This is a genomic window from Microbacterium sp. NPDC087591 (genome assembly GCF_044743625.1).
In the GTDB taxonomy this organism is placed as follows: Bacteria; Actinomycetota; Actinomycetes; order Actinomycetales; family Microbacteriaceae; genus Microbacterium.
Map to the genome: position 1 here is coordinate 1361778 of NZ_JBIUWU010000001.1, position 12069 is coordinate 1373846.

Annotated in this window: 13 protein-coding genes; 7 read left to right on the forward strand and 6 right to left on the reverse strand. The window is 68.0% G+C overall.

The features are described 5' to 3' along the window. Nucleotides 1–65 precede the first annotated feature (65 nt). Together ACIOVG_RS06350 and ACIOVG_RS06355 are read right to left on the reverse strand one after the other, a co-directional pair. Nucleotides 66–1409: a DUF222 domain-containing protein gene (locus tag ACIOVG_RS06350; RefSeq protein ID WP_400870387.1), complete on the reverse strand. Its 1344-nt coding sequence runs from the start codon at nt 1407–1409 to the stop codon at nt 66–68. 293 nt (nt 1410–1702) lie between these two features. Then, a complete protein-coding gene (locus ACIOVG_RS06355; protein ID WP_363557603.1) occupies nt 1703–2008 on the reverse strand; it encodes a transcriptional regulator in 306 nt (101 codons plus the stop codon). 82 nt (nt 2009–2090) lie between these two features. On the opposite strand from ACIOVG_RS06355, the gene ACIOVG_RS06360 reads away from it, so the two are divergent. Then, nucleotides 2091–3332, forward strand: a complete 1242-nt coding sequence (locus ACIOVG_RS06360; protein ID WP_400870390.1) for an MFS transporter — start codon at nt 2091–2093, stop codon at nt 3330–3332. 161 nt (nt 3333–3493) lie between these two features. Further along, a complete protein-coding gene (locus tag ACIOVG_RS06365; RefSeq protein ID WP_400870393.1) occupies nt 3494–3859 on the forward strand; it encodes a cupin domain-containing protein in 366 nt (121 codons plus the stop codon). Between the two features lie 34 nt (nt 3860–3893). Here ACIOVG_RS06365 and ACIOVG_RS06370 read toward each other — a convergent pair whose 3' ends face one another. Together ACIOVG_RS06370 and ACIOVG_RS06375 are read right to left on the reverse strand one after the other, a co-directional pair. Then, nucleotides 3894–4025, reverse strand: a complete 132-nt coding sequence (locus tag ACIOVG_RS06370) for a hypothetical protein (RefSeq protein WP_400870396.1) — start codon at nt 4023–4025, stop codon at nt 3894–3896. Between the two features lie 59 nt (nt 4026–4084). Beyond that, nucleotides 4085–4531, reverse strand: a complete 447-nt coding sequence (locus ACIOVG_RS06375; RefSeq protein ID WP_400870399.1) for a hypothetical protein — start codon at nt 4529–4531, stop codon at nt 4085–4087. 237 nt (nt 4532–4768) lie between these two features. On the opposite strand from ACIOVG_RS06375, the gene ACIOVG_RS06380 reads away from it, so the two are divergent. The 5 genes from ACIOVG_RS06380 to ACIOVG_RS06400 are packed head-to-tail and all read left to right on the forward strand — an operon-like array spanning nt 4769 to nt 9707. Continuing rightward, nucleotides 4769–5677: a nucleoside hydrolase gene (locus ACIOVG_RS06380; protein ID WP_400870401.1), complete on the forward strand. Its 909-nt coding sequence runs from the start codon at nt 4769–4771 to the stop codon at nt 5675–5677. A 34-nt stretch (nt 5678–5711) separates the two neighbouring features. Continuing rightward, nucleotides 5712–7010, forward strand: coding sequence for an ABC transporter substrate-binding protein (locus tag ACIOVG_RS06385; protein ID WP_400870404.1), 1299 nt, complete (start codon nt 5712–5714; stop codon nt 7008–7010). Nucleotides 7011–7015: 5 nt separating this feature from the next. Next, nucleotides 7016–7978, forward strand: coding sequence for a carbohydrate ABC transporter permease (locus ACIOVG_RS06390; protein WP_400870407.1), 963 nt, complete (start codon nt 7016–7018; stop codon nt 7976–7978). Continuing rightward, nucleotides 7975–8811 (forward strand): carbohydrate ABC transporter permease, encoded by an 837-nt coding sequence (locus ACIOVG_RS06395; protein WP_400870409.1) that lies wholly within the window; start codon nt 7975–7977, stop codon nt 8809–8811. The genes ACIOVG_RS06390 and ACIOVG_RS06395 overlap by 4 nt, the downstream gene beginning before the upstream one ends. Next, entirely contained in the window at nt 8808–9707 is a 900-nt protein-coding gene (locus tag ACIOVG_RS06400) for a ribokinase (RefSeq protein ID WP_400870412.1), read from the forward strand. Before ACIOVG_RS06395 ends, ACIOVG_RS06400 begins: the two co-directional genes overlap by 4 nt. On the opposite strand, the gene ACIOVG_RS06405 is transcribed toward ACIOVG_RS06400, so the two are convergent. Together ACIOVG_RS06405 and ACIOVG_RS06410 are read right to left on the reverse strand one after the other, a co-directional pair. Beyond that, nucleotides 9704–10738, reverse strand: a complete 1035-nt coding sequence (locus tag ACIOVG_RS06405; protein ID WP_400870415.1) for a LacI family DNA-binding transcriptional regulator — start codon at nt 10736–10738, stop codon at nt 9704–9706. The genes ACIOVG_RS06400 and ACIOVG_RS06405 overlap by 4 nt on opposite strands. 90 nt (nt 10739–10828) lie before the next feature. Continuing rightward, nucleotides 10829–12007, reverse strand: a complete 1179-nt coding sequence (locus ACIOVG_RS06410) for a hypothetical protein (RefSeq protein ID WP_400870417.1) — start codon at nt 12005–12007, stop codon at nt 10829–10831. Nucleotides 12008–12069: the final 62 nt, after the last annotated feature.

Below are 12069 nucleotides of genomic sequence, written 5' to 3' on the forward strand. Positions count from 1 at the left end.
GCCCGCTGGTCCGCTCGCCCGCTCGCCTGCTCGCCCGCTCGTCTGCTCGCCCGCTCGCCCGCTCGTCAGGCGGCGATGTCGAAGCGGGCGCGACCGCCGAGGCGCGGAGTGCGGGCGGGGTCGACGTAGCGCGGAGGCACGAACCAGACGCGCGCGGCCACTCCTGCGCCGTCGATGCGGATCTCCCAGTCGTTGTCGTGGATGCGATGGTGACACGTCTCGCACAACAGCACGCCGTTCGACAGGTCGGTCGGTCCATGATCCCGCTTCCACCATCGGATGTGATGCGCTTTCGTCATCTCCGGCGGCAGCCCGCACATCGCACATCCTCCGTCGCGTTCCACCAGTGCCCGTCGTTGCGCGCGGGTGAAAAGGCGCTTCTCCCGACCCCAGTCGAGGATCTCGCTCTCACCACCGAGAACACAGGGGATCACGCCACCTCCGGCCGCCATCCGACGGGCCGCCGCGACGCTGATGGGCTGGTCGATGCCGTCGATCGCCGCGGAACCCGTTCCGGACTGCAGTTCATCGAGGCCGATGCGCACGATCACCGTCGCCCCGGCCAGCGGGAGTCGCTCCGCGGTGCATCCCAGCGCGTGAGCGCAGAGGACGGCGAGGCCATCGGCCTGGATCATCGCGACCGTGCGGCGATCCGCATCCGGCGATTCGGGGTCGGGAGCCTCCGCGCGGGCCGCGAACGCCGCGGTGACGTATCCGCGGATGGCAGCGACGATCGGAGCCGCCGTCTCGACATCGAGCTTGGCGTCGAGGTGCAGCATGCCGTTGCGCTCGAACATCCTGAGCGAACGGGCGCTGCGCTGCTCCTCGCCGCGCGGTTCGACCCCATCCGGATCCAACCACGCTTCCGCCCGCACGATGAGCTTGCGCAGGTCGTCGAGCGAAAGGCCGGGGGCAGCTTCTGCCAGCATCCGCTCCCCCACTGCGATGCGCTCCGCGCCGGCCGCGACGCGGCATCGGTCGAGGAGCGCCACGATCAAGGCGGCAGCCTGGACGCCGATCATCCCCGACTCGAGCGCCGCGCGCACGGCAGGATACCTGGCGGGCAGGCGCGCGCCCAGAAGGTCACTGCGCGGAGCCGTAGCCTCGCCCACCGCGACCAGTCGCGCGGCGTCGCCGGTCGAGATACCCGTGGTCGCGGCGATGAGTTTGGCCGGCGAACGGTACCCCCGCTGCTTGGCCAGGCCATCGGCGCCGAGTTCGGGACGAGACTCCCGCGCGATGCCCGCAGCCACCTCGGCGTGCACGGCATCCAACTGGCGCTGCAGCGCTCCGATGGCCTCGTGGACCCCGATGAGCTGATTCCGCGTCAGCTCGAGCGCGTCATCCGCATCCGCCCACACGGCATCGAGGCGGAGGACCGCGTCGTGCAGGGCGAGGAGTGTGGACATACTCGATTTTACCGCGGAGAAGGACCGAATTCGTATTTTTGTTCGAATGTATTCCGATACTTCAGCATGCCGCAGCGGGAGCCTGGGGACCGGCGCAGAGACGTCAAGTCTGGCTAGAGCGTGGTTGAGGCACCTGCTTCGGCCGCCGGGTTCAGCCACCCCGACCCGGCGCTTGCCTCGGCCGAATACCCTCGCCTCGGCCAGATCTGCCGCATACGGCCGAGGCAAGCGCATTCGTCCGAGCGAAGTGCACCGTCAACCGCGGAGCCCCGCACCCGCACCCGCCCCCGCAGCTAATTCCGGAGCACCGACTCCAGCAGTCCCGGGAACAGCGCGTCGAGATCGTCACGGCGGAGCGTGAGCATCCGTCGGCGACCGTTGGGCTCATTGCGGATGACGCCCGCCTCGCGCAGCACCTTCATGAAGTGCGACTTGGTCGACTTGGGGAGGTTCGGGTCTGTGGCGTGGCAGGCGGCCATGTCGAGCGGGCCGTCGGCGAGCTGGCGCGTGATGGCGAGGCGCTCGGGGTCGCTGAGCGCGAAGAGCACATCGGTCAGCTGGATCTCGGAGCGCTCCGGGTGCGGAAGATCGCCAGGCATGGTTCGATAATAGTTGAACAATTGACGGATGGCGAGTACGCTCCGATAGTTCGATGATTCTCGAACCATATGAGGAGTCGCCATGACCAGTACCGCGCCGATCGTCGTGCCGACGGCATCCGCTGCCCTTCGACAGGCGCATGCGCCGACCCGCCCGCGTGCACGATTCGGGTTCGCGCTGGCGATCGTGGCGCAGATCCTGATGATGGTCGGGGCCAGTGCGCCGTCGCCGTTCTATCCGGTGCTGGCGCAGGACATCGGTTTCGACGCGATCGTCATCAGCGCCGTGTTCGCGGTCTACGCCGTGGCCCTGCTGCTCACCCTCCTCACCGCCGGGTCGCTCTCGGACCACATCGGCCGCCGACCGGTCGCCATCGCCGGGTTCCTGCTGCTGGCGGGGAGCATGTTCCTGTTCTGGCACGCAGATGCCGTCGCCGTGCTGTTCCTCGCCCGCATCCTGCAGGGCATCGCGAGCGGTCTGCTGATCTCCGCGCTCTCGGCGACGGTGCTCGACTTCGCGCCGGGCGGACGTCCGGGCGTCGCGGCGCTGTGGAACGCGCTGAGCCCCGGCATCGGACTCGCCCTCGGGGCGCTCACCTCGGCCGTGATGCTCGACGTCAGCGGCGAGGCGCTGCTCGACGTGTTCGCGCCGCTGACTTCCGCGTACATCGTGCTCGCGGCACTCTTCTTCCTCATCCCCGAGACCGCACCGCGCAAGCCGGGAGTGTGGGCGTCGCTGAGCTTCCGCCTGTCAATCCCGCAGGAGATCCGCGCGGACTTCTGGCGTGGAGCCCCCGCCGTGATCGCGGGCTGGGCGACCGGCGGGCTGTTCCTGTCGCTCGGTGCCAACATCGTGCGCGGCGAGCTCGGCGGCACAGACCACATCTGGCAGGGGCTCGGCGTCGTGCTGCTCGCCGGAGTCGGCGCGGTCACCGCGTTCGTGCTGCGCAAGATCCCCGCGCGCTCGATGGTGCTGTTCGGCACCTCGGCCCTGGCAGTCGGCACGCTTCTGTCGCTGATCGCGCTCGGCGTGGAGTCGCTGCCCTTCTACCTCGCCGCCGCCGCCGTCACCGGCATGGGCTTCGGCACCGCGTTCTCGGGAGTGGTCGGCTCGCTCGCCCCGCGGATCCCGGCGACCCAGCGCGCCGACACCTTCGCCGTCATCTACCTGCTCGCGTACCTGGCCTTCGGCGTGCCGGCCGTCATCGCCGGGGCACTCGTGGGGGTCGTCGGGCTGGAGGCCGTGTGCGTCGGGTACGGCGTCGTGGTCATCGCGCTGGCGGGGGTCGCGTTCGGACTGCGGGTGCGGGCCGGGCGGGCCTGAGGCACCGTTCGCCCGCGCGCTCGCCCGTGCGCCCGCCGGCTCCGAAGGAGAACTCCCCTTCGGGAGGATCCCTCGGCGCGATTGCTCCGCACGAAAGCGAGTTCTCCTCCCGAATGCCGCCGTCACGAACCGACCGAAAGGACGTCGCTAGGCTTCGAGGCATGACAGACGACGTTCGCAACGTGCAGGATGCTCTCGCCACGATCACCGAGCACTGGCAGCCGCACCGACTGACCAGCATCAACGACTACGACGTCAAGGTGGTCAAGCTGCAGGGCGAGTTCGTCTGGCACACGCACCCCGACACCGATGAGCTGTTCATGGTCGTGAGCGGGCAGCTGACGATCCAGCTCCGCGACCGCGATGTGGTGCTGAACCCGAGCGATGTCTTCGTGGTGCCGCGCGGGGTCGAGCACTGCCCGAAGGCAGAGGAAGAGGTGCACGCGATCCTGTTCGAGCCGAAGGGCACGGTCAACACCGGGGATGCCGGCGGCGACATGACCGCAACACTGCAAGAACTCGGCTGACAGGCCGCGCCGCAGCATCCGTCTCCGGCTCGATTCAGGACTCGGTCATGGGCGTGACATCGACGCTGATGACTCCGAAGGGGAACGGACTGAACACCGACCAGGAGCCCGACGAGAACTGATCGAGCGGGATCATCCGGAACCACACCACCGAGACGACGAGCATCGGTGAGTTGGCGCAGCGGACAGGCGCGCCCCCGTCGGATGCTCCGCCGTCGGGAAGCCTCAGGTGAAGGTGAGAGTGAGGGTCGGCACGGATGACCCGCTGGGCGTCAGCGAACCGACGAGCACCTCGGTCGTGGGCGGCGTGCGGGTGAAGTAGCCGAGGAACGGGGTGGTCAAGGATCCCTGCGCGGGAACGGTAGCCGTGCACACGACGGCGGTCGACGTGAGGGTGATCGCCCAGGAGCCGAACCCGTAGCCGTAGAGCTCGACCGCGCCCTGCAACCGGGGAGCGACGAAGACGACGTCGATGGGATCGTCAGTGGAGTTCGTCGCGGTGAAATTGGTCTGCGCCTGTCGGGACGTGATCATCTGGGCCGTCCATGTCCACGACAGGGCCTGCGCGCTCGCTGCGGCCAGCGGGGTCGCGGCGGTGACGGCGATGACGGGCGCGGACCAGACGGCCGCTCGCAACACGGCGCGTCGATCCGGTGCGTTCGTCCCTTCCACAGTTCTCCCCTTGTCGCGTTGCCGAGCCCCTCGTCCGATCGCTTCTGAGAATCGTGGAGGGGACCCGCCCGGACCGACCCCTGGCCTATCGACCGGTACAGCCATCTCGCTTGCGATGCGAAACCGGCGTTCAACTCGAGTAGATTCTCTCTTGCAGGCGTGAATCTACTCGAGTAGCATCGCCATATCAGCACCACTTCCCAGGCGAAGCCTCGGGACCCGTCGCGTAAGGAACACATGAGCCAGTCACTGCTGACGGCAGACCGAAGCTCCGGTCGTCCGTCGAGAGAGTTCGTCCTCGACACCGACATCGGCACGGATGTCGATGACCTTCTCGCCTTGTCGATGATCTTCGGCTCCCCCGAGCTCCACGTCACAGGAGTCACTACTGTTTACGGTGATGTCGAGCTTCGCGCACGGATCGTCGCGGCAACCTACCGCGCCGCCGGCCTGACTCCTCCCCCGATCGCCGCCGGCCACGCGGAGACGCAGTCGGGACGACCCGTCTGGTGGCCAGGGCACGAAGGATCGACCATCGCCGACCTCGACGACCATGAGTTCGAGTCCGCGGTCTCTGCCATCGACCTGCTCGCCGCGAGCGCCACCCTCGTCGCGATCGGCCCTCTCACCGACGCGGCCGCCGCTACGATGCAGGCAGGGCACCGCGTGAACCAGGTCGTCATCATGGGTGGCGACTTCCGCCGCGACATCGTCGAGCACAACATCAAGTGCGACATCGATGCCGCCCGCTCGCTCTTCGCGTCAGACGTCCCTGTGCTCGCCGTCGGACTCGAGCAGACCGAGCGTGTACGCCTCGGCAGCGACGAGCTCGCCCGCATCGGCGCGGCGGGCCCGCTGGGCGCCATGGTCGCCGCCGAGATGACCCGATTCTGGGCCTTCGCCGAGCAGGACTACAACGTGCCCCACGACCCGATCGCCGTGCTCACGCTCGCCCGTCCCGACCTCTTCGAGATCGCGGCCGGGACCGTGACGGTGACACCGGAGGGCCGGACCCTCTTCCAGCACGACTCCGACGGCATCCATTCGATCGTGACGGACATGGATGTCGATGCCGTCGCTGCCGAGATCACCGATCGCATCCTCACCGCCGCGGATACCTCCACTTCCGCTTCCACCCCCATCTGACACCCTGCATCACACTCAACGAGGAGACCAGCACATGCACACGAACCCGATGCGTGCGACCGCCGTCGCCGGGCTGACCATCGCCGGCCTGGTCCTGGCCGGCTGCGCCGGCGGCCAGAGCCAGGCCGGAGACGAAGGCGGGGCGGTCACGCTCACCTTCGCGAACGCCGACCCCGCGGAGACCTGGGCACCGGTGGTCGAGGCGTTCCAGAAGGAGCACCCGGGCATCACCATCAAGCAGCTCAACATCCCGTACGCGCAGTACACGAGCACGATCAACCAGCGCCTCGGCGGCGGAGGCGGCGGTATCGACGTCATGGTCGTGGATGCCGGCGGCGGCCTACTCGACTGGACCAACCGCGGCTTCCTCGCCGACCTCAGCGCCCTCAAGGAGGACGCCGTCGAGGCATCCGTCTCGGAGAGCATGGTCACGGCGCGCGAGGTCGACGGCACGTTGCGCGCGATCGAGCCGTGGACGACGTCGCAGTTCCTCTACTACAACGCCGATCTGCTCGCCGCGGCCGGCGTCGAGCCGCCGTCGACCGATCCGACCGACCCATGGACGTATGAGCAGCTCACAGAAGCGGCCCGAAAGGTGCAGGAAGCCGGCGTCGCCGAGTATCCGTTCCTGTTCGACCAGTGGGACTCGTACTACCAGCTGCAGATGCTGGGCCGATCTGCGGGCGGCGGCGACGGGATCGATGACGAGGGTGTCGTCGACTTCTCGAACGACGGATGGCAGCGGGCGCTGTCGTGGTACCACGACCTCTTCGAAGAGGGTCTCTCTCCTCGGGGAATCACGAACGACAAGAACGGCGCGCTCTTCCAGACCGGCAAGGCGGCGTTCATGATCTCGGGCCCCTGGGGCGTGGCCGTGAACGAAGACGGAGACATCGCCTGGGGCATGGCCCCCGCTCCCTACTTCGAGGGCGGTGAGCGCGCGACGTCGACCGATTCGTGGGGCGTCGCGATCGCCGAGAAGTCCGAGAACCAGGAGGCCGCCGAAGCGTTCCTCCGCTACATCACGATCGACGCGACCGGCAACGCCCAGTCCGCCGAGGTGGCAGGAATCGCGCCGACGACGAAGGAGGCTTACGCCCAGTACGCCGAGCGGGTCAGCGGCACCGCGGGCGAATCGTCCGCCCCCTTCGGCGACATCATGGAGTACCAATTGCAGGACAACGCGGTGCACCGACCGGTCGTCGTCGGATACAGCGTGTTCGAGCCCGGCGCCAACCAGATGTTCTCCGACATCCGCAACGGGTCCGACCCGGCGGAACGCGCGGCGCAGGCCGACAAGGAGATCACCGAGCAGATCGACCGACTGAAGTAGGACAGATGAGCACCACGACGCGAGAGCGTCGGGCGGGAGCGGCGGGACCCACGGGTTCCGCCGCTCTCCGAGCCCCCGACCGCCGCACACCCACCCGACGCAGCCGCGCCGCTCGCACCACGGCCATGGCGCTGCTCATGCTCGCCCCCGCCCTCCTCGCGCTGTTCTTCCTCCGCGTGCTGCCGATGATCACGGCCGTCGGCCAGAGCTTCCAGAGCACGTCTCTCGCCACCGGCACCACGTCGTTCGCGGGCATCGAGAACTACGCGTACCTGTTTACAGACCCCGGTTTCCACGCCGTGCTGGCTGTGACCCTGCTGTTCAACCTCGTACTGAACCCCGCGATCGTGATCCTGTCGGCCGCGCTCGCGCTGCTGACCGTGCAGAACGTCCCCTTCGTGGGGCTGTGGCGCTCGCTCATCTTCGTGCCCGCCGCCGTGCCCGGCGCTGTCGTCGCCCTCATCTGGTCGACCGCGCTCCAGCCGGACGGACTCGTCAACAGCATCCTCGAGACGATCGGCCTCCCCCCGCAGCCGTTCCTCACATCGGCGAACCAGGCCGCATTCTCCATCGGCATCATGGTCACCTGGGGTGCGATCGGCTACTGGATGATCTTCATCATCGCCGGACTCAAGGACATCCCGGAGAGCCTGTACGAGGCCGCCGCACTCGACGGTGCCGGGTGGTGGCGCCGACTGTTCGCCATCACGCTGCCGCTGCTCAAGCGGCCGATGTCGTTCGTGCTCATCGCCTGCACGGTCGGTTCGTTCCTCGTGTTCGCCCCGGTCCAGGTGCTGACCAAGGGCGGTCCGAACGGCGCCACCAACTTCATCATGTACGACATCTACAACCGCGCATATCTGCTGAACGACCTGGGCGTGGGACAGGCCGAGGTCGTCGTCCTCATGCTCCTGCTGTCGATCATCGTCGCCATCCAGTTCCGTCTGCTTCGCGAGGAGAAATCATGAGGCGATCCCGGGGCACCACGATCACGCTGTCCATCGCCGGCGGCCTGATCGCCGTCGCGATCTTCCTGCCGCTCTGGTGGGTGTTCGTCTCGTCGACCCGACCGGGCAACACCTACGTCGACAACATGACGCCGCTGTCGTGGCTGGCTTTCATCCCCTGGGGTGGCGAGCTCACCAACTACACCGGACTGCTGAGCGGTCCGTTCGTGCTCGGGCTCTTCAACAGCTTCTTCGTCGCCGGGGCCACGATCCTGTTCGGGCTGCTCATCGCGATCCCCGCCGCGTACGCCCTCGCCACCATGCGATTCCGAGGCAGAGGCATCGTGTTCAGCTTCATCGTGATCGTCGCGATGATCCCGTTCGACGCGATCGCCATCCCCCTCTCCTCGCTGTTCCAAGGCTGGAATCTGTCGGATTCCTATCCCGGCCTCATCCTTCCCGCCCTCGCCAACGGCTTCGCGATCTTCGTCCTGCGGCAGTTCTTCCTCGGCATCCCGTCGGAGCTCATGGAAGCCGCGGAGATCGACGGCCTCGGCACCTTCGGCACGCTGTGGCGGATCGTGCTGCCCCTGTCGAAGCCGGCATTGATCGGCGCCGGCATGATGCTGTTCCTGTCGCAATGGCAGGCTTACCTGTGGCCGCTGCTGATCGGCACCTCGCCGGAGCGCCAGCTCGCTCCGATCGCGCTCGCCAACCTGAGCACGATGTTCACGGTCGACCTGGGGCAGATCATGGCCGGATCCTTCGTGCTCAGCATCATCCCCATGATCCTGCTGCTCTTCTTCCAGAAGCAGTACACCGAATCGCTCTCCACGACAGGACTCAAGGGATGAATGCACGGATCGTCGTCGTCGGATCTCTCAACCTCGACCGCACCTACTCCCTGGGTCGCCTCCCCCGCGAAGGAGAATCGCTGCACGCCACCGGCCACGAGGTGGCATCGGGCGGAAAGGGCGCCAACCAGGCGGTCGCGGCGTCCCTGCTCGGGGCAGACGTGCGTCTGGTCGGAGCGGTCGGAGCGGATGCCGCGGGCACGCTGCTGCTCGACGCGGTCGCCGCGTCCGGCGTCGACGTGACCGGCGTGCGTCGTCGACCCGACGGCTCGACCGGCGAGGCGGTGATCTTCGTCGATGACGACGGTCAGAACCTCATCGTCATCTCTCCCGGGGCGAACGCCACGGTCGCCGCCGACGATGTGGCGACCGTGGACGCGGACTGGGTGCTCAGCGGCTTCGAGATCCCCGACGAGGCCGTGATCGCCGCCGCGCGTCACGCGCATGCAACGGATGCCCGTTTCGTGCTCAACCCGTCGCCTTTCCGCCTGATCCCCGACGCGCTGAGGCACGCGGTCGATGTGATGGTGGTCAACGAGCACGAGCTCGTCGAGGCGCTGGGGGCGGCCGTCGACAGTTCCTCTGACGCGGAGCTGCAGCAGGCGCGCGCGAGCCTCTCCGTGCCGCAGCTCGTGGTGACGCTCGGAGCCGCGGGTGCCGCTGCCGTCTCCGAATCCGGCGTCTTCCGCGCACCCGGCCGCGTCGTGACCGCGGTCGACACGAGCGGCGCGGGCGACGCGTTCACCGGTGCCCTGGTCGCCCGACTCGCCGCAGGAGACGCACTGGAGGCGGCAACCGTCTTCGCCACGCAGGTGGGCGCCCATGCCGCCACGCGTCCGGGAACGCAGTCGTCGTATCCGACATCCGCCGAGCTCGATCGCTGGCTGCAGGGCTAGCGCCGGGCGGCGCCCTCCTGCTGATCCTGATCGCATCCGCACGACGAGCGGATGACGAGCGACACCGGCACGATCGATGACTCGACCGGCTGCGTACCGACCACCGCATCGAGCGCGGCCGCAGCGAGCGCGGCGATCGGCTGCTCCACCGCGGTGAGGGGCGGATCGCTGAACACGGCGTCGTCCGTACCGTCGAACGAGATCACAGCCAGGTCCTCTGGCACGCGGATGCCGCGCTCGCGTGCAGCGGCCAACAGCCCGAGGGCCTGAACATCGGAGGCGACGAACACGGCATCCGGGTGCGGGGCACCCGCCAGGAGCGTCCGTCCTGCGTCGAGACCTCCGGCGCGGCTGAACTCCGAGCGGACGAGGAGCTCGTCGTCGATGTCGAGGCCGAGCTCCTCGCACTGGGCGCTCCAGCCCCGCACGCGCTCCTCGGCGCCCGGCAGCCCTTCGAGACCGCCCAGATGCGCGATGCGGCGACGCCCGTGCTTCGCGAGGTGCTCCACCGCCATGCGCGCCCCTCCCTCGTTGTCGACGACGATCGACGTCTGACCCGAGAGCGTGCGCTGGCCCAGGAACACGGTGCGCGTGCCGCGGGCATCGACCACGGAGCCGGGCTCGAGGCTCGTGATGATGAGCCCGTCGATCTGATGGCTGACGAGCGACTCGATCTGCGCGCGCTCCCGCTCGATGTCGTTGTCGGCGTCGCCGAGCAGCAGTGCGTAGCCGGTCTCGAAAGCCTGGTTCGACAGCTCGCGCGCCAGAGCTCCGAAGAACGTGTTGCTCACGTCTGGCACGACCACTCCCACCGCCTGCGCGCGGCGGAGCTTGAGCGCCCGCGCAAGCGCGTTCGGCCGGTAGTCGAGCTGCTCCATGGCCGCCTCCACCCGTTTGCGGGTGGCGGTCGCGACCGGCCGAGGGCCGTTGTTCACGACATAGCTCACGACGGCAGCGCTCACACCGGCCAGCTTGGCCACATCGGTGCGGGTGGCGGCGCGGGGGGCCGCGTTTTCGTGAGGGAGTGTCATGGGGTGCTTTCTGCTGGGGAAAAGGATAACCGTTGCGCCGGGCACGAGCGGAGGCGGGGCCGACTCTGGGATGAGCCGACCCCGCCACGCTCATCGTCGTCTGTTCAGGGCACCGTCGATCGACCACAGGTCGTAGGAGTAGAGCGAGTCACAGGTGGCGAGACTCCAGTCCTGATCGTCGATCGTCGGCAGGCTGGAACAGCTCGTCGTGAAGACGACGGACACCGCGTTCTTCTCCGCGAGATGTCCTTGCCAGTCCCGCGCGAAACCGGCGTTGTGGTTGCGGTCGAAACCGGTCAGGGCCTCGTTCACGTCACCGACGGGCTTCCACGTTCCCCGCCCGCGCAGCAGATCGCGCTGCGGGATGGTCGCCACCTGCACGGCGGGACCGATCCACCAGGGGTTGTCGAAGGCGTACGGATGCTGTTCCCGCACGGTGAGGAACTGACCGCCCTTCTTGTCGAAGACCAGGTCGAAGCCGTTGAGATAGTCCGGAGCACCGTCGGTACCGGTCAGGCCCGAGGTCGGCAGCTGCACAGGAGTAGTCGTGGTGAAGGCCTCGGCCTTCTTCAGATTCACCTCGGTCACGTAGGCGCGTGTCGAGGTGTCGCCCTGGGTGTACCCGAGCAGAACCGTGCCGGGCTTGCCGGGCATCATCACTGCCGTGGGCTGACCGGCACCCCACTGGTCGGTGCGGTCGAAAGTCACGATCGGCTCGGGCAGCTTGACCCACGGCCCCTCCGGACTGTTCGCGAACGCGACGCCGATCTGATTGTGCGCGCTCGCATCGAGGTCGTTGCCCAGATAGAACATCGCGAGCGAGTACTTCACACCCAGGTAGCGGAACTTCCCGGCGACGACGCTCGGGTCGCACACGTGAAAGCTGTCCCACGCCGGGGCGGGCGATGCCTCCAGCACCGACCGGGAGTCGACCACGACGCCGTCGACGATCTTCGTCAGGTAGATGTGGTCCTTGATCACGCGGAACTCGTCGTTGTGACAGGTCCAGATCCATTCGGTGTCGCCGTCGCGCACGACCGATGGGGCATAGGAGTAGAAGCCGTCGGCCGGTGCGTAGACCTCCCGCTGCGAGGCCGGGTCCCATGTCACCGGGGCATGCGTGCGGGACGCCTCGTCGCCGGTCGGCGAGGTGTCGGCGGTGGCGGGGGCGACTCCGATGAGGAGAGCTGCTCCGAGAGCTGCGGTGGTCGCGGCTGCGAGCAGCCGTCGGGTCAGGCGCCTGCGCGGTGCCAGGTGGTCATGCGTCATCGCATTCCTTTCTGTCGCGCCACTCGAGCGAGTTTACTCGAGTAGACGATGTGTGCACGAGT